Origin of the sequence: Enterobacter cloacae complex sp. IR5412, assembly GCF_049237385.1 — a bacterium.
Classification (GTDB): Bacteria; Pseudomonadota; Gammaproteobacteria; order Enterobacterales; family Enterobacteriaceae; genus Enterobacter; species Enterobacter intestinihominis.
In genome coordinates, this window is record NZ_JBMKHQ010000004.1 from 203462 (window position 1) to 229756 (window position 26295).

Here is a 26295-nt window from a genome sequence, read left to right on the forward strand (position 1 = left end):
GCCTTATGGCTACTATCCCTGGATTTTCTTACGCGCTTACTGAAGAAAGCGCTGTTTATCACCTTCTCCACCTGCAACTTCCCGATTCTGCGGATCTCTTTGAACTGGCTGACGCCTGCACTGCGTATGTTAGCGTGCTGGTGGAAACTGACGACGCAGTGATGTTTGCCACGCTCTGCAAGCGATTGCTGGCCGCGCTGAAGCGGCTGCGTGAGTGCTGTGACTCAGAGCTTCCGTCGTATCTGGTTGAGCAATTGATTGCAGGTGAAAAGATTACTTCCTGCGTGCCGGACTGCTGGCAGGAAACGGTGTTGCAGGTGGATTATGCCGTGGCATTAACGCTGGCGGTGATGGGCGGGACACTGCCTGCGAGCGTGGCGAAAGAACTCACCGGGCGACTGCATGATATGGTCTGGCTGCTGGCAGAGTTTGTGAAGGAGCCGTATATAACGACGCACTGAGGCGGGTGATGGGAGGCCGGAGTTCTGCTGGGTAAGAAGCGGATCCCCGGCCATACGCAAAATTTAATGTTGTTTTTGAATGTCTGGTAAGAGCGAAGAGCGGACAAAGTAGCAGAGGGAAAGCATCAATGTTAATGTCCGGAAAGTTCATGTTAAAACTCTGTATGACATTTTTCATCGACGATTAAAAAGGGCTCTTAATGGCTACTGTTGAGGTATTAAAAGTAAAGTATCCAGGCGCAGATGCCTGGCAAATGGGAGACAGCCCGGAACTGGCCAGCGAGCTTGCGGACCTGATTAAAAAAGGGATTAAAACGGCCTCCTGCGGATCCTTTGCCTCTTACCAGCAAGAAAAGTCTGCCCCGAGGATTGGAAGCTATAACATTATCCTTGATGGCCTGAATGCCCCGGTCTGCGTGACCCGGCTGGTTTCAATGCGACTGGTGCGTTTTTGTGATGTGACTGAGGAGTTTGCCCGCAAAGAAGGTGAAGGCGATTTAAGCCTTCAATACTGGCGAAATGAGCATCAGCGATTTTTTACCCGCGAAGGTCATTTTTCTAAAGATATGGAGTTGATCGCAGAAGAATTTGAAGTGGTTGAAGTGCTGTAAGACGAGAGAGTCCGGCTGGCGTCTGCTGCTATTAATAACAATGTCCGCTCCTGGCACAAAGTGGACATTTCTTTCACAGTCACCTCTTACAGTGTCCGCACTCATTAAATGATCGCCTTTATCACGAGCAAATGAAAACTGCAATCCATGACAGTTCCCACATTCTCAACCCGCCGACCACTACCTTAAATGTTTCCAGTCTGGAAACAAGGGGGCAAAAATGCCCGCAGTCTCAAGAGCGCCTTTCGACGCGGCCACAAGACATTTTCCTATTCAAGAACTCGCTCTGGAAGATCTTTACTGGGTACTAAAAGGAGAGCACTACCCATCACCAGACGACATGCGAAAGCGCTTCCCCAGCCGGGAGAGGATGAAATACCGGGAAAAATGGTGGGTCATTGATGTGGGTGGCGGGCATTTAAGAGTGATGTTTTTTGCTGATTTTGAGCGTAGAAAGATCTTCATCAAGCACATCAGCACTCACGCAGATTATGACAAGCTCACGGACCTCTACCGGAGAAAGAAAGAATGAACTATTCAGCAGCCATCAAAGCGGCAAACGATCTAACAAGGGAGCTCCCTTTCCTGGGCTCAAGCCCGTCGCGACAAGATTATGAGGATGCTATGGGGTTGGTGGAGTATCTAATCGAGCATGACCCCGATAGTCCGCTGGTAGAGATGCTCACCGCTAAAATCGATAAATACGAAAACGAGTCTCCGGAGTTTGCAGAATTTAACGCGCGTGTTGCCAGCATTCCGTCAGGCGTTGCGTTGTTGCGAACGCTGATGGATCAGTACCATCTCACTCAGAGCGATTTCGAGAACGAGATAGGCAAGAAGTCCCTGGTGAGTCGAATCCTCAACGGACAGCGCACGTTAACGCTGGATCATATGCGCGCGCTGGCGAAGCGTTTTGGCGTGCCGGTAAGTGCATTTGTGGGAAATTGATTAGGATAGAATTCTATTAGGTATTAAGTAAAAAGCGACACAGCTATTCTGTTCGCCGTTGAACGTTGGCTCAACAATTGTGCCATCTGCTCGAAATGGATCAGCATCACCATACAGTACGGCAAACAGGCTAGCCATGTCGCGTCTAAAACCTTACGGTAATTGTAGAGGCACATCATCATCGCAAGAATCTCGCCCCCTAGGTTTCTTTGTATCAAAACAAAAGCATTACCTAAACGTCCTGGGAGGATGAACCTCCCATTTCAATCATTTTTTATCTAAACATGAGAAACCGAAGTCAATATATCCCTCTGCACTGATCACTAGACACCATTTATTTTCCCTATCAAAAAAATAATGATGCTGAGGAATATTTTCTATAGCCACATCAAAAAATAAAAAGAACTGCGCGGGATTCAATCTGACAGAAAAATCAAGAGACAAATCATTTATATAGTAAATCTCATCACTATTTGAAATCACGTCATGAACATCAGTTTCATGAATGAATTTCTTTATATCTACCAACCAATCCTTATAGTCTCCATGTAGTTCTAAAGACCTATGAGCACTGGTCTTTGACCAGTCAATTTTTGAACCAGCCCAACTATAACTATCGGATAACTCATCCGCAATGTGTTCCCAGTCATCCACAATTTCTGGTTGTTCAGGAAGCAAAGATATTTCCTTCCTGATTTCATCATCGAGCGTCATTAAGAGCCTCTCCATGGTTTTGATGGTAAATTAAATAAATATTGAATTTTTGTTACAACGGATTCAGGTGCATCAAACATGAAGTGCTCCCCTTTATCTTTACCGCTAAACACATTGATATGAGCTCCGCTTCGCTCATCATACTCAACTCTAGAACCTGTTTTTCCGTCAATTGTTGTCATCCCGACAGGTTGACCTTTAGTCGAACCAAATTTGCCTGTGTTAACTTTTTCGGCTTTAAAACCTCGCTCTTCTAACCATTTAAGAGCCTTATTTCTGGCCTGTTTATATGAGTCTTTGGATGAACAGGTAGACAATCCCAGCGGATAAATCCACCCCAACGGATTCGGCGCATATTGATAAAGGTTCCACCCGCCATTCAGCCCAATCAGATCCTGCACAATAAATCGCCCGACCTGCGGGTCGTAGTAGCGGAAAAGGTTATAGTGCAGTCCCGTTTCACCGTCAGCGTACTGCCCGGCATAGCGAAGCGGCTGATGCGCCATTGCCGTGCGGTTCACAAGCCTTGAGAACCCTTCGCTCTGATGGCGTACCTCGCCAAAGCTGCCGTACTGGCCGCTCCAGCGCACCTTGCCGCATTCGCCGGTTATCATGAAATCGATTGACAGCACGAGGTTGAAAAGAGCTGTAGATACAGCGTGATTTTAAGATAAATATTGACCTTATCTGGGATCGGTATATTCATCCTTTGGTTAAGCGTGTATTCACTATGTCATTCACATAATGTTCAATCGACATATTGTGCTCCCGATTAATCTGAGAAATCAATGCGCTAAGATGCTCTTGCGATTCATGAAGGGTAGTGGCAATAAGATTATCAAAATCGTTCTGAGTAAATCTTTTATGTCCTTTCAACGTCGAGTGCTGAAGCAGAGTGTGCGCGGTCACTTCCAGCACGGCCCGCCGGTAATGATCGGACAGCAGGACGTCAAGATCGGTCTGACTAATATCAAACTCAAAATAAAAGCTGACAAATCCCGATTCAACAGGTAATGAATATATAAGCCTGTCATTTAACTTATTAACATAAGGTTCGTAACCGTCTCCCATCAATCGTTGCATTTATCTTTTCCTTCTTTCGTCATCAATCTGAAGCTATATAATAATATTCATCAAGCATGTAAATGCAATACCATTCCAAATTGGGCTATTGCACGCATTGCCATTTGACATGCTATTCTTCAGCATTAACATTAAATTATACGTACGCTGAAGCTTACGGTTTTAATCTTGGTTTTCATATCAGAACAATATCAATGATTACCAATAAATATAAACAAATCAAACACAAACCCAGTTATTAAATTTACAAGCATTAAATTAATGACTAACATTAAATAGTTTAATTAGTTACTTTTCTTTAGATTTCGATAACAACAAAATCACTTTTGTGAATTTTATACACTACCTCATTGCTTTCAAAGAAACAATTCCTCTAAAAATTCTGAGAACGAACCAGAAACCAATTCAACTTCCTTATCATCCATCAAAAAAATAAACACTTTCTCTAATGAATCATCAGATTTGAGAGATAGCAGAAAAGAATTCCCCCCGTCATCATATGCAAAAGAAACCATATTCCTCAATTTGCCAAACGACTCAACAAGGTCACGGTAGAGTTGTTCTATAGGCAGGTCACCATATTTTATAGGGTTAAACCCGCCAAGCATAAACGGATTACCATCTTCATTTTTATGAGGATATCCGCCATTATTTTTCAGATAAAAATCAAGAAATGAAGCGGGAAGATGATTATCAAAACTCGTATTGAAAGCATTTATCTCGTATACAGTTAGTTTATTTTCTGAACCAGTAAGACACATAGTAATTTCACCCTAACGCATCTACAGGCGCGTATTTTTGTAAAGGTTCCGCACTCATAAAATTATACAAAGGACTGAGTTCGAAAGTTGGTTTAATGCCCACCTCAAACCACAACAATTGAAGAAATTATTTCTTTCACCATTTCTGATATTGTTCGAAAAAGACACCCAGCGCAGAAATATATAAATTATCACCAGACACCAACATCAGATATCCTTCCAAAATGCAGTATCGCTCGCCCCTGTTAACTTAATAATTTCCGATATAGAACATGTTTTTAAAACATGCGAACCAACACCTCTGATAAATAGCTCAAAACTATCAGCTATCGATTACCATCCATCCATAGTATGCTCACTTGTAATAGCATAAACTTTGCCATCATGATTATTTAGTAAAATACTATAAGGGTCTGATATTGCAACACATATCACACCATCTGGTCTATGCTTGCCAATCCACCAATGGTTAAATTCATCATTGTTAATACTGACTATTTTCTCCAAATAATCACCACCATGGCCGAAAGATATATTCCCCAAAGAGAAGTTATCAATATCATAATTATTGACAAACTCAATAAAATCCTTTGAGAAATTTACACGAACTCTTTCCTCAGAAAGTTTGATATTGTTTACAGGCGAAATTCTTTTTTTCAAAATCAAATCATCCATACCTCCATTAAAAGGAGAGAACTTCTCATGTAATTTAACTTCAATTTCATTTATTGTTAATAACACAATTATTACTCTCATTTCGTATGCCAAACATCGCCATTGCCAACATGAGTACGTCCAGGTGCGAGTATAGCATATATTCCAAAATCGACATGTGAATGTATTATTGCAGCTCCTTTATAATTCACATGCTCAGGAAATACTTTAATCTGGGTTTCATCTATTTTCGGTAACTGTTCCACTTCTTTTATTCTATATAACTTACTTTAACTTAATGAACCCAATGCATATTGGGTTATTGACTCCAAAATTCTTGTTATTTTCTTATGTCGCAATTTGAAATAATTATTCCTGATACTAATGTTCTGGTATCTATTGATAATGCATGATGAGCTCTTCCGGGATAATGAGGATCAACCCGCGTCTGGTATGGATTGTTACCTCTGACTTCATATCCCCTACATAACCCAATCGGATCCTGTTCAGTAAACCGCACAATCTGCGGGTCGTAGTAGAGGATGGATTATTAATTATATGTTTGTGGTTCAAGAAAGGATTATATCATATCAAAGCCGGGCGAATTTCTCACCCGGTCTTCATTCTTTTTAGCTTAAACAGTTTATTACTAGCGAGTCTAACTCTATCCATGCATCTTCTAATTTAAAAGCCAAATCTGGTTTGTTTTCCACTTTATCAAAACTAGCATATGCATTTCTTAGCATTTGAGGTATTGTATATAAATACAAAGCTAATTCTTTATCTATGGAGTTATTATTTTTCAATAGGTTAGCAAGCTCATCTAAACTAGAAACCAAGTCATTATACTGTTCATCATTGAAAACCATATTAATTCTAACATTATTAACAAAATCATTATCAATTATTTTTTTCTTTACATCATTTAACATAAATCACCTATTTAAATATGATGGCTTCGTGAGGAATCTCACCAAAAATCAATACTTCCTGATGCGCCGCAGCAGCATTTCGAGTAAACGGTGTTTGTAAATTCTCTGCAGCTTTTTGAGCTGTTGAAACATCGACTATTCTATCTTTAGGTATTTTAGACAAATCTATTTCAATAATAGGATTTGCCGCACGAGTACCGCCATGGGTAGCAAAATACTCTGCTGATGCCTGGCTTCTGGTGGTGGAAATCCAAGGGTCACGCGAATGCGGAGCGCCAGCAACATGTTGGGTCGGAGTTGTTTTATGATAAGGTGTTGGTCTTGTTATTCCATTACCCGCTCGAATGCTCTCCATTTGTTCAGGCGTCACCGCTCTTTTGACAGTATTACAATTATTTAAACCCAGCGGATCAATCCACCCCAACGGATTCGGCGCATACTGATAAAGGTTCCACCCACCATTCAGCCCAATCGGATCCTGCACAATAAACCGCCCGACCTGCGGGTCGTAGTAGCGGAACAGGTTATAGTGCAGCCCCGTTTCACCGTCAGCGTACTGCCCGGCATAGCGAAGCGGCTGGTGTGCCATCGCCGTGCGATTCACCAACCGTGAGAACCCTTCGCTCTGATGGCGCACCTCGCCAAAGCTGCCGTACTGGCCGCTCCAGCGCACCGCGCCGCGCTCGTCTGTGACCTCCAGCGGAGCACCGTTCAGATCGGTATTGAACCAGTAAATCTCACCGCTGCTCTGGTCACGAAGGTGATCCACACGCGCCAGCGGGCTCCAGGCTTCATTCGGGTCGTATACATACGTGCTGCACAGCCCGCTCTCCTGCTGCTCCTGCAGCAGACGGTAGCCCTGCCACAGGAAGCGGGTGTCGGTGGTGCCGTGCGTCGTGGTGACGATTTTGCGCGTACGGCGGCCCAGCGCGTCGTAGTGATAGCGCGCCTCAAACCGCCCTTCCGGCCCGGTTCCCCGGGCGGACACCAGCCGGTTCTCGGCGTCATACGCATAATGCTGCTCGTACAGCCCGATGCGGCGGCTGACCAGGTTGCCCCAGGAGTCGTATTTCATAAACAGCGCCTGCCAGTGCTGGAGGCGGTTATCCGTGACCGGTGCCGCAGCGTCACTGGCGGCGAGGTTATCCGCGGCGTCGTAGCTGAACTGCGCGCGGCTGTGCCCCTGTCGGGCCTCGTAGTGCTTCAGCAGACGCCCTTCGGCGTCGTACCCGTAGTCCACCTCACCGCGCAGGGTGTCGCTGACGCCGGAAAGCTCACCGCGCGCGGTGTAGCGATACAGGCGTTCCAGTAGCGCCTGCTCCGGCAGGGTCACGTCCGTGCTTAATTCGCTGCACTGCAGGGTGCGTCTGCCGAGGCTGTCATACTGGCGGAACTGCTCGCGCGCGCCCTGGGTGCGGCGCACTTCCCGGTGCAGGCGGTCGCGGGTGAACTCGGTCACCAGCTGCTGCCCGAAGCGGATGGCGCTGACGTGGCCGGAGCCGTAGTGCAGCCAGGCCAGCTTTTGCCCGCCGGGCAGCGTCAGGCCGGTCAGGTTGCTCAGGGCATCCCATTCGTAGCCCACCGCGCCGTTAATGCCGGACTCGCTCAGCACGCGCCCGGCGGCATCGTGGCGGTAAGCGATCTCATCGCTTTCGATACCCAGGGAAACGCCTTCGGCCGTCGGCGTGCGGCGGATGCGGGTAATCTGGCCGCTCAGGTCGCGGAAGTAGCGGTACTCCGCGTGGCGCTGAGTACGCCCGATCAGCAGCCCGCTGTCGTCATAGCTGAACTGCTGGACGCGACGGGCGATGCCGCCGTCGGCGGCAGGCCGTCCGTTTTCTTCGAGCGCGCAGAGAAACCCTCGCGCGTCCCATTCCATATGGCGCACGGTCTCGTCCGGGCGCGTTTCGCTGAGCGGGCGGCCCACGGCGTCGTAGGTGAAGCGGTATTCCGCCCCGTTGCCGTTATCGAGCCGCAGCAGGTTACCGCGCGGGTCGTAGCGCCACTGGCGCACGCGGCCAATACGGTCGGTGAGGCTGACCGGGAGGCCGAGCGCGTTGTAGGCCCAGCTCACCTCGCTTTCCAGCGGGTCGCGCCAGCCCGTGAGCTGGCCGCGTTCGTTCCACACCAGCGACTCGCGGCTGCCGTCCGGATGGATCACGACGCTCAGCAGCCCGGCACGGCTCCACTCCCGGCGCGTGATATTCCCTTCTGCATCTTCGCTGGCAATCAGCTGCCCGAAGCGGTCGTAGGTGAAGCGGGTGACGCTGCCGGAGCAGTCGGTGCGCTGCGTCAGCAGGCCCTGGTGGTTCCAGGCCAGGCGCACCACGCCGCCGATGGCGTCGGTGATGCTCTCCGGGAGGAATTCTTCATCATCGGGATAGCGATACGCGGTGGTGCTACCGGCCGGATCCGTCTCCGACAGCAGGCGACCGCGAAGGTCGTACATGGCCTGCGATGAGGTACCGTCCGGGTAAACCGTGCGGGTGATGCGGTCGGTCAGGCGATGCCAGTGATACTCCGTGCGGCGGCCCGCCGGGTCCGTCTCGCTGGTCATGCGGCCGTATTTGTCCCACGTGCTGCGGCGCATCGCCCCGCCCGGCAGAATGACGTGGCAGAGCTCGCCGTCCCGGTAGACAAACGTCGTCTGGCGACCGTCGTAATCCGTGAAGCGCGCGACGTTGTCGTCGTCATCCACCAGCCAGTGCGCCTGCGCGCCGTCTTCGCGGGTCGCGCGGCGGGTGCCGTTCTCAAAATCGTATTCGAACGTCAGCCGTTCGCCGCCGCTATGGCGGAAGCCGACCACGCGCGGCAGGCCGTCAATCTCCCGCCAGCGGTATTCGCTCAGCAGGCCGTTGGCGTCCTCATGAGCGCTCATCAGCCCGTCCTGCCAGCTGAAGCGTCGGCGCACGCTACCGCCCCGGCCGGTCACGGAGACCAGCTGGCGCTGTTCATCATAAGCGTAACTGACCAGGCAGATCTCGTCATCCAGCCAGGCGCCAACGAGCCTGTCGCGGTCGTAGCGGCAGACCACGCGCTGGCCCGCGCCGTCGGTCAGGGCATGCAGGGTATTATCCGCATTCCACTCGAAGAGGATCTCGTTGCCGCACGGTTCAGAGATGCGCTGGAGCAGCGAGGGGGCATCATCCTTAAGCGGCGCATAGTGCCAGCGCTCGCCGCTGACGTCATACACCGACCAGCTGTCGTCCTGGTGATGTTCAAGCCAGTTTTTTTCGCTTTCGCAGTAGGAGCGCATCCCTTTCGGAACCTTCGGGAAGGCGACGTAATCGCCGGACGGTGCGCGCCACACCAGGCCGTCCTGATACGGCTCCAGGCGGCTCTCCCAGAACAGGCTCCATCCGCGGCCCAACACGCTGTCGCCGGGATTGCCGCTGCGCCAGTAGCGCTGCCAGCGCACCGGAAGACGGGAAGGCAGGACGAAGTCCAGCTCATCATCCCCGCTGAGAAACTTCTGTCCGCTGACGATATCCACCGGGCGGGCGATGATCCCCGCGGCCGCCACGCCGGTCATCAGCGTGCCGGCGCGACAGGCGATACGGGCCAGCTTGTTGATGCCGGGGATTTTGCCCAGCAGCTTAGAGAGCGCCCCGACTTTGCCAGCGGCGCCGCCCCAGCCGCCGAGAAGCCCGGCGAACAGCAGGGTAAGATCGGAGACCTTGTAGAGCCACTCGGGCACTTCAGACTGAATGGGCAGGGTTTGCTGCGGATCGCCGCCAATAATGACGTTGTCCGAACCGGTCATCACCTTCGCGTCGCAGGTGGTGCGATCCCCGATGCGTGACGCAGGCTGGCTGTTAATGGAGACTCGCTTAGAGCCTTCGGCCATCTGCTGCGAGCCGTCGTCAGAACAGTCGACGGTGCTATCGGTGGCAAGCGCGGCGGGTTTACCGTTGATAAACACGTTGGGCGAGCCGGAGGTGATGACGCCTTTCTTCGTCATGCTGGATGCCCCGGCGTCGGCGATGCTGTCCCTGGCGGCAGTCGCCAGCTCCCCGGTGTAATATCCCACGGCCAGGCTGGCGCCGACGAGCAGGACGCCCACGCCAAGACAGGATGCGCCGAGACCGGCAATAAACATGGCCCCCGCCAGAATGCCCCCGGCGGCGGCAATCAGGCCACCGACAATCGTTCCGGCAATCATCCCGGCCAGCGCACCGGAGTGGCCGATATCATCACCAACGCGTGCTGCTTCAAACATAACAACGGTCCCTGAAGTTAATGGTGGAAGCGGAAGCTCCTGAGAAGATCGCCAAACAGCGCGCCGTCGGCATCGCCCGGCGCGCGGGTGCAGGTCATAGTGAACACCAGGATTTTATCGCCGTCGACGTTAAACACGGCCTGCTGCTGCCAGATGCGTTTCCCGTCGCGCAGGTAGCTGGCATGGACGGTTTCACCCTGTAAAAGGCTGTCGCCCAGCGTAGCGGCGCTGCGCTCACCCTGCTTCCAGCCCTTGATGTGCTTTGCCATCAGGGCGAGCTGGCGATCGATATACGCGGCAAGCGCTTCGCCGGGGTTGAGGGCATCGCGGGAAATGTTGAACGCGGGCGCATCCGCTGCAGGCGGCGCGAAGACATTGACGGTACGGTCCTGATAGCCCTCAGGAAAAGCAATCATTCCTTCATTAAACAGGCACTGCGAAGATGGTTCTGACATTGAGCGGGTCCCACCACATTTTTTCAGAAGCGGTAAGTTTCGCATATGTGTTTAAGGCTGACTATCCCCAGATTATTGCTCCACCGTCACGCTCGCCGAACGGAAAAACAGCGGCCGTTAGCCCGGCCCCTCGCTCCCCGCCGCCAGCAGCGGTACCACCACGTCGCTGATGGGCACCGCAATACCATGCTTGCGGCCATAGCGCTGGATCACGCCGTTACGAATATCCCACTCCATCGGGCGTTCGGCCTGACGGTCGGCAAGGATTGACGTGCCTAAATCCTCGGGCGCGCGCTGGAAGTTCGCCAGAATCTCCTGGGCCACCGCATCGTCCAGCTTCGCCCCTTCGGCGCGGGCGACGGCAAGCCCCTCGCGCAGGTAGGCCAGGGCCAGTTCGCTGATATCCTCGCGCCTGAACATCCCGGCGCGGCGATAGGCCAGCACCATCAGCCCGGCGACCGCGTTTTGCAGCAGCTTGCGCCAGGCGACGGTGGTGAAATCTGTCGAGAGCTCAACATCACAGCGCGTCCCGCGAAGCGCCTCGACCACCCGCTGCGCCTGCGGCACATCCGGTAGTGTCAGACGCGGTTTTGCCCGCAGCCAGACGGAGGCGTCCGGCTCGCGCTGCGCCGGGAACCAGACCACCGACGGCAGCACCGTTGCGCCGTTGACCAAAGGCGCAAGCTGGGCTTTCTGCTCCACGCCGTTTTGCAGCGCGCAGACCACGGTGTTTTCATCGCACAGGGCGCGCAGCCACCCGGCGCTGTCGGCATTTTGCGTCGTTTTTACCGCCACAAAAACGAGGTCTACGGGGCGGGTAATGATGGTGGGATCGGTGAGTACCGGACCGGGCACCACAGTTTCATCCTCATCGTGACGCAGGCGTAATACCGGATGCGCGGTGCGACCGCACAGCAGCGGCGTACGGCCCGCGTCATGCAGCACCGCGGCAACGGTGGTGCCAATCGCACCGGGACCAATCAGCGCAATGGTTGGATAGTCAGACATGGGTCACTCCCCTTTTGCTAAGCCTGCTATCAGTTATACCACCCTGAAAAGAGCGCGCCACGCCCATTGTCTATACTCAACACATAACAGACAACGGAGTGCGCCATGCCCTTACCCGATTTCAAGTCCTCTGAACCTTATACCCTCGGCATTGAGCTCGAACTCCAGGTGGTTAACCCGCCGGGTTACGATCTGAGCCAGGACTCCTCTGCCCTCATCGCCGCCGTCAAAGACGACATCAAAGGGGGCGAAGTCAAACACGACATCACCGAAAGCATGCTCGAAATCGCCACCGGTGTCTGCCAGACCATCGACCAGGCGGCGGCGCAGCTCTCCGTGATGCAGCAGAGCATCCTGCGGGCGGCGTCGGAGCAGCACATCCAGATCTGCGGCGGCGGCACGCACCCGTTCCAGAAATGGCAGCGGCAGGAGGTGTGTGACGACGAGCGCTATAACGTCACGCTGGAGCGCTTTGGCTATCTGATTTTGCAGGCGACGGTGTTCGGCCAGCACGTGCACGTGGGATGCCGAAACGGGGACGACGCGATTTACCTGCTGCACGGCCTGTCGCGCTTCGTGCCGCACTTTATCGCCCTCGCCGCGTCGTCGCCTTATATGCAGGGCACGGACACCAAATTTTCCTCGTCGCGGCTCAACATATTTTCCGGGTTCCCGGATAACGGCCAGATGCCGTGGGTCAACAGCTGGCAGGAGTTCGAGGGGCTGTTCCGCCGCCTGAGTTCCACCAGCATGATCGACAGCATTAAGGATCTGCACTGGGACATCCGCCCCAGCCCGCACTTTGGCACCGTGGAGGTGCGGGTGATGGATACGCCGCTGACGCTCGGTCACGCCATTAACATCGCCGGGCTTATTCAGGCGACGTCGCACTGGCTGCTGACTGCGCGGCCCTATAAGCATCAGGAACGGGATTTTCTGTTGTACCGTTTTAACCGCTTTCAGGCCTGTCGCTACGGGCTGGAAGGCATTCTGACGGACGTGCATACCGGCGAGCACAAAACCGTGGCGGAGGATATCGCCTGGCTGCTGGAGCAGGTTGCACCGTCGGCCGAGAAACTCGGCGCGACGAGCGCCATCAAGGAAATTGCCCTGCTGTTAAAGCAGGGCAAGAGCGAGGCGCAGCGAATGCGGGACTTTATCGCCGATGGCGGCTCGCTGATTTCTCTGGTGCAGAAGCACTGTGAGCTGTGGGCGACGAGTCCGTAAGGCCGTGCCCCCATTCGCGAAGGCGCTGGAACAGCACGAACAGCGCCGGGATGAACACTATCCCCACCACGGTGGCTACCAGCATGCCGCTGAACACCGTGGTCCCGATAATGCGGCGGCTCTGGGCACCGGCTCCGGTCGCCAGCATCATCGGCAATACGCCGATGATGAACGACACGGCGGTCATCATTACCGCGCGGAAGCGGCGCGATGCCCCTTCCCGCGCGGCATCGACAATCGCCATTCCGTCCATACGCCGGGCGCGGGCAAACTCCACGATCAGGATCGCGTTCTTGGCGGCGAGGGCTATCAATAGCACCAGACCAATCTGCACGTACACGTCGTTGGCATAGCCTGCCAGCCACAGCCAGACCAGCGCTCCGCCGATGGCGAACAGCACCGAGAGCATCACGCTCGCCGGCAGCGTCCAGCTCTCATACTGGGCGACGAGGAACAGCCACGCCATCACCACCGCCGCCAGCACAATCCATATCGCCTGATTCCCGGTCTGCTGCTCCTGATACGACATGCCGCTCCAGGCGTAGTCGTACCCGGCTGGCAGGTTTTCCGCCAGAATCTCGCCCATCGCCGCCATTGCGGTGCTGCTGCTCACCCCTTCCGCTGCCGAGCCGCTCACCGATACCGACGGGAACTGGTTGTACTGCTGAATAAATGGCGCGCCGACGGTCGGCGTGATGGTGACGAGGTTGCTCAGACGCACCCGCTCACCGCTGTTGCTGCGCACGAACAGCTCGCTGATTTGCTCTGCGCGCTCGCGCCACTGCATCTCGTTCTGCATCACCACGTGGTAGACGCGGTTGTTGACGCTGAAATCCCCGGCGCGCGTGCCGCCAAAGGCGGTTTGCAGGCTGCTGAAAATGCGCGACACCGGCACGTCGAGGCGGGCCGCGCGCTCACGGTCAACGGTGAGTGTCATCTGCGGCACGTTGCTGCTCCAGGTGGTGAACACGCGGCTCAGCTGCGGGTGCTGGTTGGCTTTCGCCAGCACCTCACGCGTCACACGCTCCAGCTCCGCCGGGCTCTGCCCCGCCTGCGCCTGAATGCGCAGGTCGAAGCCGGAGGCGTTGCCCAGCCCCGGCAGCGTCGGCGGTGCAAAGGTCATGATGGTGGCTTCCGGCAGGGCCAGCAGCTGGCGCTGAAGGGTGCCCATCACCTCATCCAGCGGCGGACGCTCGCTCCAGTCTTTGAGCATGATGGAGATAAACCCGCCGTTCGATGCGCTGGTGCCGTTGAGGATGTTAAACCCGGAGACCTGAATCACGTCTTCCACCGCCGGGTTTTTAGCGATCAGCTCGCGCGCGGTGGTCATCACCGCTTCGGTGCGCTCCAGCGAGGCTGCCTCCGGCAGCTGGACGCTGGCAAAGAAGTAGCCCTGATCCTCCTGGGGCAGGAAGCCCTTTGGCATCGACATAAAGCTGAATACCACCACCGCCGCCGCGCCTGCGGTGGCCAGCAGCGCCAGCCACGGACGGAGGTTGAACACGCTCACGATCCGGGTGTAAAGCGTGCGCGTGGCGTCCAGCCCGCGGTTGAACCCACGGAAAACGGCGGCGGGCTGTGCCGGACGCGGGCGCAGCAGCATCGCGCAGAGCGCGGGCGTCAGGGTCAGCGCCACGAGGCTTGAGAGCGTGACGGCGGTCGAGAGCGTCACCGCGAACTGGCGGTACAGCTCGCCCACGATCCCCGGCAGGAGCGCCACCGGTACAAACACCGCCAGCAGCACCAGCGTGGTGGCAATCACCGGCCCGGCAATCTGACGCAGCGCCAGCGCGGTCGCCGCCGTGCGGCTCTGCCCTTCCGCCATCAGCGTTTCGACACTCTCCACTACCACGATGGCGTCATCCACCACCATGGTCAGCGCCAGAATGATGGCGAACAGACTGAGCGTGTTCGCGGAGTAGCCGAGCGCGTAGAGCACCGCAAAGGTGCCCACCAGCGACACCGGAATGGCAAGGGCGACAATCAGCGTCGCGCGCCAGCTTTGCAGGAACAGGGACACCACGACCACCACCGCCAGCATCGTCAGCGCCAGCGAGACGCCAATCTCTTTGATGGTAGCGGCCACAAACGAGGTGGTGTCGAATTTGACTTCATAGACCAGATCGTCCGGGAAGCGCGTGGATAACCGTTCCAGCTCCGCGCGCACCGCATCGGCCACGCGCAGGGCGTTAGCGGACGGCGTCGGGTAGATGCCAAGGTAGGCGGAGTCATGCCCGTTCAGCTGCGCGCCCGAGCTGTAGCTGCGCGAGCCAAGCTCAATGGTGGCGACGTCCTTCAGGCGCACCAGCTGCCCCATCTCCCCGGTGCGGATAATGATGTTGGCAAAGTCGTCGGCCTGGTTTAAGCGCCCTAGCCCGTTGATGGTTAGCGTCTGCTGCTGGCCGTTAAACACCGGCGGCGTGCCGACCTGGCCTGCCGCCCCCTGCACGTTCTGCTCGCGCAACGCCTGCGCCACGTCATCGCTGGTCACGTTCAGGGCATTCATGCGGTCCGGACGCAGCCAGATGCGCATGCTGTAGTCGCGCGCGCCAAACATCTGTACCTGCCCGACGCCCGGCAGACGCGACAGCGCCTCGCGCACCTGGGTGCTGGCGTAGTTGCTGACGAACAGCGGCGTGTGGGTGTTATTTGGTGAGTAAAGGCTTACCCCCATCATCAGGTTGGTGGCGCGCTTGCGCACCTGCACGCCGTTTTGCTGCGCCTCGGTCGGCAGCTGCGCCACGGCCTGCGCCACGCGGTTCTGCACGTCTATGGCGGCGAGATCCGGATCGGTGCCCGCCGCAAAGGTGATGTTCAGGCTGTACGTGCCTTCGTCCGAACTGGTGGACTCCATATAGAGCATATGATCCACCCCGTTCAGCTGCGTCTCCAGCGGCGTGGCGATGGCCTCCGCCACGTCAGCCGAGCTGGCGCCCGGCCATGACGCTGACACATTCACGACCGGCGGTGTGATCTGCGGGTACTGCTCCACCGGAATAATCCTCAGCGCGATGGCCCCCAGCAGGGTGATGACCAGCGCAATCACCATCGCAAAGCGCGGGCGTTTGATGAAAAACGTCAGCATGATGGCTCCTTAATTCAGTATCTGGACGGCAACGCCTGGCTGCACGCGCTGCGCACCGTCAGTAATCGCTCGCTCACCGGGCTTCACGCCGGAGGCAATCCGGAACTGCTGGCCCATCTGCCCGGCGACCTTAAGCGGACGCATTTCGGCTTTATCCTCGGCGTTAACCACCCAGGCGAAGAACCCGTCGCCATTCTGCTGTACGGCAGCGGCGGGCAGAGTCAGCACCGGTTGCTCGCTTACCGGACGCAGGTAGACGTTCACGTTGCCGCCGGGCAGCAGCTGATGGCGCGGGTTTGCGAACTCGGCGCGCAGCATCACGCTGGCGGTGCGCGGGTCAATGCGGTTGTCCACGGAGGTGAGTTCCCCGCTGATGCGCTGGCCGTTGCTGTCAATCAGCGCCTGCCAGGCCTGCTTCATGGCGCTGATATCCGCATGCTGTCCGGCTTTAGTGGCAAACGCGCCCTCTTCCAGCGCAAAGGCAATGCGGATCGGATCGAGCTGCACCACCTCCACCAGCACGCCGCTGGCAGGATTCACCAGGCTGCCGACGTGAAAGTTGCTGTGCCCCACGCGCCCGTCAATCGGTGAGGTAATGCGCGTGTAGTTGAGGGTGACGCTGCGGGTGTCGAGCCGGGCTTTCGCCTGCTCCAGCGCGGCGCTCGCTACGTCGCGCTGCATGCGGGCGTTATCCACGTCGTGGCGGCTGATGGCGTTGCTGCTGCCCAGGCTTTCGAAGCGGGACAGCTGCTGTTGCGCCTGACGCAGCGTGGCTTCGGCGCTTTTCACCTCGGCCTGCGCCAGGCGCAGGGCGGCGCGCGGCTCGGCGTCGTCCAGCTCGAACAACACGTCACCTTTTTTCACGTACTGGCCGTCTCGAAAGTGGATTCTGGTGATGACGCCTTCCGTACGCGCGCGCAGTTCAACGGTGTGAATCGCTTCGATGCGACCCGGGATCTGACGTTCGGCGGCGTGGGCGGTCTGCTCCACGGTGGCGACACGCACGGGAATGACTGCGGCGAATGCGGGCGGCAGGGTAGCGGCGAGGAGCGCGAACAGAAGTGGGAATTTCATGGGAATACCTCAGTATTTTCCCCTCACCCTAACCCTCTCCCCAAAGGGGAGAGGGAACTTGAACACCCTCTCCCCTTTGGGGAGAGGGCAGGGTGAGGGGTAAGGTTTTAGTTATGCAGCCTTACGGAACCTGCGGGTCAGTCGCTTCTCGATTTCGACGACGAAGAACATCACCCCCGCCACCGCCAGCGTCACGAACCAGTAGCGCAGCGGCAGCGCTTCGGTGCCGAACAGCATCTGCATAAACGGCAGGTAGATGATCGCCGCCTGGAGCAGGAACAGTACGCCCGTTACCAGCCAGATCCCTTTGTTCGCCAGCAGGCCGCGGTTCAGGGAGAACCCTTCGGTGTTGCGGCAGTTAATCATGTACACCCACTGGGCGCAGACCAGCATCTGGAGCAGCACGGTGCGGATGAACTCCGCGCTGTGCCCGCGCGGGGCCAGCCAGGCTTCCAGCGCAAAGGCGGCGATGGCAATCATGGTGCCGACGAAAGCCACGCGCCATACGGCGTAGGCGTCCATCACGTGCTGCCCGGTCTGGCGCGGCGGGCGGCGCATTATGTTGCGCTCGGCGGCCTCGAAGGCCAGGCCGAAGGAGAGCGTGGCGGAGGTCGCCATGTTCATCCACAGGATCAGCACCGGCGTCAGCGGAATGATGTTCCCCGCCAGCAGCGCAATCACAATCAGTAGCCCCTGCGCCAGGTTGGTCGGCATGATGAACAGAATGGTCTTCTTCAGGTTGTCGTAAACGCGACGCCCCTCTTTCACCGCGCTGGCGATGGTGGCGAAGTTATCGTCCGTCAGGACCATGTCCGCCGCCTCTTTGGTGACTTCCGTGCCTTTGATGCCCATCGCAATACCCACATCCGCCTGACGCAGCGCTGGCGCATCGTTCACGCCGTCACCGGTCATACCGACGATTTCGCCTTTGTCCTGTAACGCTTTCACCAGGCGCAGCTTATGCTCCGGGCTGGTACGGGCGAAGATGTCATACTTCACCGCCGCTTCGGCCAGCTCGGCGTCGTCCATCTTCTCCAGCTCATAGCCGGTGACCGCCTGCTCGCTGTTAGTGATCCCCAGCATCTGGCCTATGCTCATCGCCGTCTGCGGGTGATCCCCGGTGATCATCTTCACGCGGATCCCCGCCTGCTGGCAGGCGTTAATCGCCTCAATCGCTTCCGGACGCGGCGGATCCATCATCCCGGCAATGCCGAGGAAGATCAGGCCGTGGCTCAGGTCGTCGTGAGTCAGTGCCTGCTCACCGTTCGCTGGCCTGAACGCCGCGGCGACCATGCGCAGCCCCTGACGCGCATAGCGCTCCATCTCCGTTTCCCAGTACGCGCGGTCAAAGGCTTGCGCACCGTTGCGGGTCTGCTGCTGCTCACACAGGGCGAAAATCACGTCCGGCGCGCCGGTGATCAAAATCTGCTCCTCACCGCCAATCTGGTAGTGGGTGCTCATGTACTTGTACTGCGAGTCGAACGGGATCTTGTTGACCAGGGTGGTCTCGACCGGTGCGAGTTGGGCTTTTGCCGCCAGCACCTTCAGCGCGCCCTCGGTCGGGCCGCCGGTGATGCCCCACAGGCCGCGCTCGTCCTGAATCAGCTGGCTGTCGTTACACAGGTCGATGGTGCGCAGGTACTGCTCCAGCACGGTGCCCGGCTGGATCTGCACCGGCTCGTCGCTGCCTTCGAGGTAGAGGTTGCCCACCGGCTCGTAGCTGTTGCCGTCCACGCGATAGCACGTATCGGCGGTAATGATGGCTTTCACCGTCATCTCGTTCATGGTCAGGGTGCCGGTTTTATCCGAGCAGACCACGGTCATCGCGCCCAGGGTTTCAACCGTCGGCAGCTTGCGGATAATCGCCCGCTTACGCGCCATCGCCTGTACGCCCAGAGAGAGGATGATGGAGATAATCGCCGGCAGACCTTCCGGTACGGAGGCTACCGCCAGGCTAATCAGGGAGAGCAGCAGCTCGCCCATCGGGATCTCGCGGAACACCAGGCTGAAGACAAACAGCGCGGCCATCATCGCCAGAATGATGGCGAAAATCGCTTTGCCCAGCTTGTCCATCTGCACCAGCAGCGGGGTGCGGTGCTTTTCAATGCCCGCCATCATCTGGTTGATGTGGCCGAGCTCCGTATCCTTACCGGTCGCGGTGACCAGGCCAACGCCACCGCCCGCGCTTACGGTCGTCCCGGAGAAGACCATATTGGTGCGGTCGCCCAGCGGCAATTCACCGCTCAGCGGATTAATGTGTTTATCCACCACGGTGGATTCGCCGGTCAGAATTGCCTCTTCCACGCGTAAATTATGCGCTTCAATTAAGCGCATATCCGCCGGAATACGATCTCCTGCGCGCAACACAATAATATCGCCCGGGACGATTTCCGTCGTCGGGATGGTTTCATGGTTACCATTACGAATTACGCGCGCCTCGCTGGAGAGCATATTGCGAATACTCTTCAGGGATTTTTCTGCGTTACTTTCCTGAATGTGGCCAATTAAGGCATTGATTACCGCCACACCCAGGATAACCAGCGTATCAACCCAGTGTCCCATTACAGCCGTTAATACGGCGGCCGCCAGCAGGACGTAAATCAGGACATCGTTAAAATGCGCGAGAAAACGCAGCCAGCCCGGCTTGCCTTTTTTCTCCGGCAGCGCGTTCGGGCCATGCTTCTGCAAACGTGCCTGCGCCTCGGTGCGGTCCAGGCCATTCGCCTGGCTCTGCGCCTGAGCAAGCACCTGCTCTACGGTCTGCTGGTACGCCTGCCCGCCTGCGGGTGGCATATTCTGCGAGAAATTTTTTTTGGTCATGGTATTTTTCCTTCAATATCCGGTGGACGGAAGCCGGAATTCCTTTCTGGCTTTAAATAATTCATTTTTAAGTCTTGCGGGTTAAATTGATCTACCGCAATATATTGACTACCCGGTTATTCAAAACTGATTAAAATTATTTCGACGCGTTGATTTTTACAAAATATTTCTAAACCAACACTAAACGAGGAGGAAGCATGTTTGGTATTTATCGCGGGCGGCGCCTGGCGTTATACATTGTCGCAGCCATTGTTATTGCGACGTTAATTGGATATAGCACCTATAGCTTTGTAAAATTATTTTCGTGAAAAAGACGTTTATTTACATTACGCGATATTAATTTAATCGCCCCGGAAATATTATCTATTTTCCGTTATTAACTCGCAGAATAACGGTGGCCTTTCACTCAATTTTGCCAGTGGGGATGATATTGCTTTACGTTTCAGGATGCCGGACAATGACATTTTTAACTCACGATTAACATTACGATGAAACACCCGTTAGAATCGCTGCTCACCGCAGGGGGCATTTTGCTGATGGCCCTGCTCTCCTGTCTGCTGTTACCTGCGCCGTCGCTGGGTCTGGTGCTGGCGCAGAAACTGGTTCAGACCTTTCATATGGTCGATCTGAATCAGCTGTACACCATTCTGTTCTGTCTGTGGTTTTTGGTGCTCGGCGCCATAGAATTCTTTATCCTGCGTTTCATCTGGCGCCGCTGGTTTTCACTGGCGTCGTAAGCCAGTGAGATCGCGCATCCCGTGGATCAGCGCTTCACACCAGGCCGCGTAGTCGTGGCCGCTGGATGAGGGGTGGAAGCTGACGCGATAGCCTTTTTCCTTCAGCACCTGTTCAAAATCCTGCGTGGTGCGATAAATGCCGCCGCCCGGCCCCGTGGTTTCAAACTTTCCGGCCTGTAACCAGAAGCGCACCGGATACGGCGGCGACTGCTGGTACTGACGCGTCAGCCAGCCGGGGGCGTCACCTTTCGGCGCCCACCAGTAGGAGCCGGAAAGGCTCAGCACGTTGCCAAACAGGCGCGGATAGCGCAGCGCCACCCATGACGAGGCAATTCCCCCGTAGCTCGACCCCGCCAGCACCGTTTTCTGCCGCTGCATCGCGATGCCCTGCCCGCGCAGCCACGGCAGCAGCTCGTGCGCCATAAAGTCAGCAAATTCCGGGTTCGGCGGCAGCTCGTTGCCGCGACGGGCGTGATCGAGGCTGTCGATAAACACCACGTTAATCGGTGGCAGGTGATGCCGGGCAATCAGACCGTCCAGCACGTTGGCTAAATGGTATTCGTCCTGATAAATCTGCCCGTCGAACAGAATTAACGTCCAGCGTGCGGGCTGTGCGCCGCGCGGTTTGTAGATCATCACGTCGCGGGCGTTGCCGAGGATGTGGCTGGAAAAACTCTGACGGCTCAACGTCCCGTGCACCAGCGGCTTTGCCGTGGCCTGAACGGAGCAGTAGCGCGCCGGGCTGAGATCGAGCAGCGAGTAACGGTTCCATCGATCCGCCTTCTGCTCCCCAAAGGTGTTCGGGTTAAGCGGATCGGCCTGTGCGCTCACCAGGATGGCACGGCGTTGATCGCGGGCAGAGCCTTCAACGATCGGCACATCGGGGGCGAGCTTATATTGCATCACCGTATCAGCGGGGACCACGTAGCTGCGGAACCAGACGTCGCTGTTGCCCAGGCGGAACAGCGGATCGTGATCCCCCGCCGGAGAGCCGAGAATGAAGACGTTATCCCGCGCGCCGCGCCACAGAAAGGTCACGCGCTTATGGTTCGCATCTACCGGTTCCACCATTGGCGTTCCCTGTCGACGCTGCGCCTGCCAGAACGCCTCGGTACTTCCACCGGCAGAAATGACGTTTGCCAGCGCCTTTAGCGTCGGGCTTACTGGCGCCAGCATCTGCACGCGTGGTAATGGAGAGGTCTCTTTCATCCGCCACTGAAAACGCCACGGCTTACCGGCTTCGCCGTGTAGCACCAGCGAGGTGTTCTGTTTCACCGGCAGGGCAAACAGCAGCGTGTGTTCCCCGTCCGCAGGACCATTTTCGATCAGCGTGCGGATGCGGCGGTTTTGCCCATCCAGCAGGCGCGCATCCGTCACGCCATTCAGCGTGGCGGAAACGTAATTTTCACCCAGTTCAGGCAGGGAGAAGCAGACTTCGCCGCTGGCATCAAACTTTCCCTGAACATCGCCCTGCCGGGACGACTGCTCGCACGTTGCCGCCACGGCGGGCAGCGCGCCGATCCCCAACAGCAACCCACTCCATACCCTCTTCATTACCGCTTGTTCCCCAACGAAATTTGTTAACAACGCTAATGCAAATGGTAATAATTTGCAATATCATCAACGGCGATTTACCGGTGTTTTATGGCGATAGCAACCAAGGACGTTCAATAAAAATGTTTAAAAATAATAAGATAATGTATCTCTGGCTGATGAGTCTGGCGACGACCAGCGTCGCGGCTCAGGCAGAAATGAAGGAAGAAACGATTACGGTGACGCAGGGCGTGAGTGAAGAGCCCACTGCGCCCGTAAAAGGCATTGTGGCGACGAAAACGCTCTCCGCCACCAAGACCAGCGCGGAGATTGTGAAGACGCCGCAGTCGGTATCGGTGGTCACCCGCGATCAGATGAACATGCAGGACGTCACATCCGTTTCGCAGGCGCTGCGCTACTCGGCGGGCGTGTTTACCGAATACCGGGGCTCGTCTAACCGTAACGACGAGGTGTTTGTGCGCGGCTTTAGCTACGTGCCAAAATTCCTCGACGGCTTAAGCTTTGGCGCAACGGCCTCATCACAGACGGGCACAGTTGACCCGTGGCTGCTGGAGCGCGTGGAGCTGGTGCGCGGCCCGGCGTCGGTCCTGTTTGGTCAGGTGAATCCTGGCGGGTTAATCAGCATGACCAGCAAGCGCCCGACGGCGGAGGCCATTCACAACGTGCAGTTCCGCACCGGCAATAACGATCTCGCCGAAGGTGCGTTTGATTTCGGCGGCAGGCTGAGCGACGACGGCCGCGTACTGTATCGCGTGAACGGTATCGCCCGTACGCAGCATAATCAGGTGGACGATTATAAAGAGACGCGGATGGCGATCGCCCCGGCGATCACCTGGTATCCGAACGATCAGACCCGCTTTACGCTGCTGACCAGCTACCAGAAAGATCCGGATGCCGGATACCGCAACTTCCTGCCCGCGTATGGCACGGTGAAAAGCGTCGACGGGAAGTACATCCCACGCGACTTTAACGTCAGCGATCCGAATTACAATCAGTCCTTGCGCGAGCAGACGATGATTGGCTACGAGCTGGAACACCAGTTCGCCGACAACCTCACCTTCCGCCAGAACGCCCGTTACGCCACCATCAAGCAGAAATACCGTTATCTGGTTTACGCCAACAGCGCGGCCAACAGCACGGTGTTGACCCGTCGCGCCCAGCGTGAAGAGCGCACGACCAATGAATTTGGCCTCGATAACCAGCTGGAATATCTGCTGGAGACCGGGAGCGTCAGCCATACCCTGCTCGGCGGGTTTGATTACAAGACAAGCAAGGATAAACAGCTGCTGGCGCGCGGGAGCGGCTCACACTATGACCTCGACTGGACAACCCCGGTTTACGGCGTGAACGTGGATGAAAGCACCTTCAAAACGGCCTCCGACGAGCAGCAAAATCTCGACCAGATGGGGCTGTATCTTCAGGATCAGATGAGCTGGAACAACTGGGAGTGGCTGGTTTCCGGGCGCTACGACTGGAGCGAAGTGCGTACCAACGACTTCACCGATAATAGCTTTACGCCGCAGAACGACAGCAAATTTACCTGGCGCACTGGCCTGCTGTACGCGTTCGATTTTGGTCTCTCGCCGTACATCAGCTACAGCACGTCGTTTGAGCCGAACCTGCAAACCAACCGTGCGCCGGGCGTCGCGCCATTCAGGCCTACTACCGGGGAGCAGACCGAGATTGGCCTGAAATATCAGCCGTTCGACACCACGCTGATGACTCTCGCGCTGTACGATTTAACTCAGGACAACGTAGCGACCTATAACAGCGCTGAAGGCTGGTTCGAAAATGCGGGCAAGGTGCGTTCGAAAGGCGCTGAAGCGGAAATCCACGCCACGCTGATGGATAACATCAACCTGATTGGCTCCTACACTTACACCGATGCAAAAACCGAAAGCACCACGGTGGCGGGCACCGAGGGCAAGACCCCGGCGCGTATCCCGACGCATATGGCGTCTGCGTTTGCCAGCTATACCGTTCCGGGCGGGGCGCTCAAGAGCCTGACCGCTGGCGTGGGGATGCGCTACATCGGCACCAGCTACGGCGATGCGAAGAACACCTTTAAGGTGCCATCGGTGGATCTGTATGACGCGATGCTGCGCTATGATCTGGGCGAGATGAACCGCAGCCTGAAAGGGGCAAGCGTGCAGTTCAACGTCAATAACGTGGCGGACACGAAGTATGTGGCGTCATGCGCAAGCGATACGGCGTGCTTCTACGGGATTGGCCGGACGGTGACGGCGACGGTGAATTATCGGTGGTAAGTGATTTGTAGGCCCGGTAAGCGCAGCGCCACCGGGCAATTACGGGCACCGAGCCCACAAAAAAGCCGGGTGGCGGCTACGCCTTACCCGGCCTACACGCGACATGTTAATGTGTCTGGCTATGGTTCTCTTTGCGGTACGCCCCGGGCGGCTGGTTGAAGGTGCGGGTAAAGATGCGGGTAAACGTCTGCTGCGAGTCAAACCCGTAGCGCAGGCAGATATCGTACACGCGCTCGTCTGACTCACGAAGATCGCGCGCCGCCATCAGCAGCTTGCGTTCGCGGATGTAGCGCCCCAGACTTTCGCCTTTGTACTGCATAAACAGCCGCTGTAAATGCCATTTTGAGTAACCCGCGTGGCGGGCAATCTCTTCGATGCGTAACGGCTGGTGTAGGTTGTCATCGATCCATTCGACAATCGTATCAATGACCTGAGCGGAAATCGTCATACTGCTCTCCCCCTCTGCTTCTCGCTTAAACATTATTCCCACCACTCGCGAAATTGTTGCGTGGTATCACTCACCCGCACGGGCTCGCCCAACTCCGGCGTCAGCAGCCGGTAATTTTTATCCTTACTGGCTTTCGCCAGCTGGATCAGTGGATCGTTCCAGGTATGTTTCGCCAGCACAAAACGCCCGTTATGTCCCGGTACGACCGCTCTGGCATTGAGATCTGCCGAGGCCTGCGCCGTTTCCGCCGGATGCATATGGATGTACTTCCAGTCGTGGTCGTACTGGCCGTTTTCCATAATGGCTAAGTCCACTCCGCCAAACTGCTTGCCAATCGCTTTGAAGTGCGGGCCATAACCGGAGTCTCCGCTGTAGTAGACCTTCTGCTCCGGAGAGACAAACATAAAGCTGCCCCACAGGGTCTGGTTACGCTTAATGCCGCGCCCGGAAAAATGGCGCGCCGGCAACACGTGAACCGTCAGCGCATCGCTGATACGTACCGACTGGTTCCAGTCCCGCTCGTCGATAATCTCAGGGTTCATCCCCCAGTAGCGCAGATGCGAACCCACGCCCAGCGGGGTGACCACGCGCTTAACCTTCGGCAGCAGCGCCTTGATGGTGGCGTAATCCAGATGGTCATAGTGATCGTGGGAGATAATCAGCAGGTCGATCTCCGGCATGCTCTCCGCACGCCACGGGTACTCCCCCGCAAAGGCTTTATTGAGGAAGGAGAACGGTGCGGCGTAGTTACTCAGAACCGGATCGATCAGGATTCGTTGCCCCGCCAGCTGCATATACCAGGAGGAGTGGCCGAGCCACACCAGCGTGTCCTGCTCAGGCGGCAGGCTCGCCAGATCGGTTTTCACCAGCGGCAGCGGCTGCGCAGGACGGGCGTTTTCGGTTTTACGGGTAAGGAACTGCCACCACGCCACCAGCATATTTTGTTGCCCGGTAAAGCCCGGCGTAGGGAGCGTGTTATGGAATTGCCCGTCGCGATAGTGCGGAGAGGCCTCCACTTCAGAGAGCTGCGCACCCTGCGGTGGCTGGCCAAATCCGGCATTCAGTACAAACGGTAAACTGGCAGCTGAAGCAATAATCATAACTAACACCACGCAGATGAATAGAGGCTTTTTCATTATCCTGACCCGCCAACGCGCCCTGTCCGATAGTTTGCGCGGGTTGAACTTGATTATGAGTGAGTAAGCACTCATTATAGATAGGATGATTACGCCGTCAA

Annotated in this window: 22 protein-coding genes and 1 pseudogene; 7 read left to right on the forward strand and 16 right to left on the reverse strand. The window is 56.3% G+C overall.

The window, feature by feature from the left end:
- Positions 1–5: 5 nt before the first annotated feature.
- From ACOTX2_RS09670 to ACOTX2_RS09685, 4 genes are all read left to right on the forward strand, one after another.
- Positions 6–461, forward strand: a complete 456-nt coding sequence (locus ACOTX2_RS09670) for a hypothetical protein (protein WP_063147978.1) — start codon at positions 6–8, stop codon at positions 459–461.
- Positions 462–661: 200 nt separating this feature from the next.
- Positions 662–1072, forward strand: a complete 411-nt coding sequence (locus ACOTX2_RS09675; protein WP_023299534.1) for an ASCH domain-containing protein — start codon at positions 662–664, stop codon at positions 1070–1072.
- A gap of 220 nt (positions 1073–1292) precedes the next feature.
- Positions 1293–1604 carry a type II toxin-antitoxin system HigB family toxin gene (locus ACOTX2_RS09680; protein ID WP_063147977.1) on the forward strand — a complete coding sequence of 104 codons (312 nt, stop codon included), beginning with the start codon at positions 1293–1295 and terminating at the stop codon, positions 1602–1604.
- On the forward strand, positions 1601–2020 hold the full coding sequence (locus tag ACOTX2_RS09685) for a helix-turn-helix domain-containing protein (protein WP_063147976.1): 420 nt from the start codon (positions 1601–1603) through the stop codon (positions 2018–2020). Before ACOTX2_RS09680 ends, ACOTX2_RS09685 begins: the two co-directional genes overlap by 4 nt.
- A 267-nt stretch (positions 2021–2287) precedes the next feature.
- On the opposite strand, the gene ACOTX2_RS09690 is transcribed toward ACOTX2_RS09685, so the two are convergent.
- From ACOTX2_RS09690 to ACOTX2_RS09735, 10 genes and pseudogenes are all read right to left on the reverse strand, one after another.
- On the reverse strand, positions 2288–2734 hold the full coding sequence (locus ACOTX2_RS09690; protein ID WP_063147975.1) for a hypothetical protein: 447 nt from the start codon (positions 2732–2734) through the stop codon (positions 2288–2290).
- Positions 2734–3345: pseudogene (locus ACOTX2_RS09695) on the reverse strand (RHS repeat-associated core domain-containing protein); the annotation flags it as partial. The gene ACOTX2_RS09690 and the pseudogene ACOTX2_RS09695, both read right to left, overlap by 1 nt.
- A gap of 91 nt (positions 3346–3436) precedes the next feature.
- Positions 3437–3817, reverse strand: coding sequence for a hypothetical protein (locus ACOTX2_RS09700; RefSeq protein ID WP_045309197.1), 381 nt, complete (start codon positions 3815–3817; stop codon positions 3437–3439).
- A 356-nt stretch (positions 3818–4173) separates the two neighbouring features.
- Positions 4174–4578 carry an SMI1/KNR4 family protein gene (locus ACOTX2_RS09705; protein ID WP_063147973.1) on the reverse strand — a complete coding sequence of 135 codons (405 nt, stop codon included), beginning with the start codon at positions 4576–4578 and terminating at the stop codon, positions 4174–4176.
- Positions 4579–4911: 333 nt separating this feature from the next.
- Complete coding sequence (locus tag ACOTX2_RS09710) at positions 4912–5334, reverse strand: nuclease (protein WP_250116668.1); 423 nt, start codon at positions 5332–5334, stop codon at positions 4912–4914.
- Positions 5331–5498 (reverse strand): hypothetical protein, encoded by a 168-nt coding sequence (locus ACOTX2_RS09715; protein WP_250116669.1) that lies wholly within the window; start codon positions 5496–5498, stop codon positions 5331–5333. The genes ACOTX2_RS09710 and ACOTX2_RS09715 overlap by 4 nt, the downstream gene beginning before the upstream one ends.
- Before the next feature lie 363 nt (positions 5499–5861).
- Positions 5862–6164 (reverse strand): hypothetical protein, encoded by a 303-nt coding sequence (locus ACOTX2_RS09720; protein WP_421625910.1) that lies wholly within the window; start codon positions 6162–6164, stop codon positions 5862–5864.
- 7 nt (positions 6165–6171) lie between these two features.
- Positions 6172–10383: an RHS repeat-associated core domain-containing protein gene (locus tag ACOTX2_RS09725; protein WP_226856326.1), complete on the reverse strand. Its 4212-nt coding sequence runs from the start codon at positions 10381–10383 to the stop codon at positions 6172–6174.
- A gap of 17 nt (positions 10384–10400) precedes the next feature.
- Positions 10401–10838, reverse strand: coding sequence for a DcrB-related protein (locus ACOTX2_RS09730; RefSeq protein WP_038415594.1), 438 nt, complete (start codon positions 10836–10838; stop codon positions 10401–10403).
- A gap of 117 nt (positions 10839–10955) precedes the next feature.
- Entirely contained in the window at positions 10956–11846 is an 891-nt protein-coding gene (locus tag ACOTX2_RS09735; RefSeq protein WP_063147971.1) for an oxidoreductase, read from the reverse strand.
- 105 nt (positions 11847–11951) lie between these two features.
- Here ACOTX2_RS09735 and ACOTX2_RS09740 point away from each other — a divergent pair, with 105 nt between their 5' ends.
- A complete protein-coding gene (locus ACOTX2_RS09740) occupies positions 11952–13073 on the forward strand; it encodes a YbdK family carboxylate-amine ligase (protein WP_048965636.1) in 1122 nt (373 codons plus the stop codon).
- On the opposite strand, the gene ACOTX2_RS09745 is transcribed toward ACOTX2_RS09740, so the two are convergent.
- From ACOTX2_RS09745 to ACOTX2_RS09755, 3 genes are all read right to left on the reverse strand, one after another.
- Complete coding sequence (locus ACOTX2_RS09745; RefSeq protein ID WP_023305632.1) at positions 13003–16158, reverse strand: efflux RND transporter permease subunit; 3156 nt, start codon at positions 16156–16158, stop codon at positions 13003–13005. The two genes, ACOTX2_RS09740 and ACOTX2_RS09745, sit on opposite strands and share 71 nt — an antisense overlap.
- A 9-nt stretch (positions 16159–16167) precedes the next feature.
- Positions 16168–17232: an efflux RND transporter periplasmic adaptor subunit gene (locus ACOTX2_RS09750; RefSeq protein WP_063147970.1), complete on the reverse strand. Its 1065-nt coding sequence runs from the start codon at positions 17230–17232 to the stop codon at positions 16168–16170.
- Positions 17233–17343: 111 nt separating this feature from the next.
- Positions 17344–20052 (reverse strand): cation-transporting P-type ATPase, encoded by a 2709-nt coding sequence (locus ACOTX2_RS09755; protein ID WP_048965784.1) that lies wholly within the window; start codon positions 20050–20052, stop codon positions 17344–17346.
- A gap of 488 nt (positions 20053–20540) precedes the next feature.
- Between ACOTX2_RS09755 and ACOTX2_RS09760 the strand changes: the two genes are divergently transcribed.
- Complete coding sequence (locus tag ACOTX2_RS09760; protein WP_003858875.1) at positions 20541–20789, forward strand: DUF1158 domain-containing protein; 249 nt, start codon at positions 20541–20543, stop codon at positions 20787–20789.
- Here ACOTX2_RS09760 and ACOTX2_RS09765 read toward each other — a convergent pair.
- Positions 20775–22343 carry an alpha/beta hydrolase-fold protein gene (locus tag ACOTX2_RS09765; protein ID WP_063147969.1) on the reverse strand — a complete coding sequence of 523 codons (1569 nt, stop codon included), beginning with the start codon at positions 22341–22343 and terminating at the stop codon, positions 20775–20777. The two genes, ACOTX2_RS09760 and ACOTX2_RS09765, sit on opposite strands and share 15 nt — an antisense overlap.
- A gap of 122 nt (positions 22344–22465) precedes the next feature.
- On the opposite strand from ACOTX2_RS09765, the gene ACOTX2_RS09770 reads away from it, so the two are divergent.
- Positions 22466–24610, forward strand: coding sequence for a TonB-dependent siderophore receptor (locus ACOTX2_RS09770; protein ID WP_063147968.1), 2145 nt, complete (start codon positions 22466–22468; stop codon positions 24608–24610).
- A gap of 106 nt (positions 24611–24716) precedes the next feature.
- Here ACOTX2_RS09770 and ACOTX2_RS09775 read toward each other — a convergent pair whose 3' ends face one another.
- Complete coding sequence (locus tag ACOTX2_RS09775) at positions 24717–25058, reverse strand: RamA family antibiotic efflux transcriptional regulator (RefSeq protein ID WP_017694370.1); 342 nt, start codon at positions 25056–25058, stop codon at positions 24717–24719.
- 32 nt (positions 25059–25090) lie between these two features.
- Entirely contained in the window at positions 25091–26194 is a 1104-nt protein-coding gene (locus ACOTX2_RS09780; protein WP_063147967.1) for a RomA family MBL fold metallo-hydrolase, read from the reverse strand.
- Between the last annotated feature and the right edge of the window lie 101 nt (positions 26195–26295).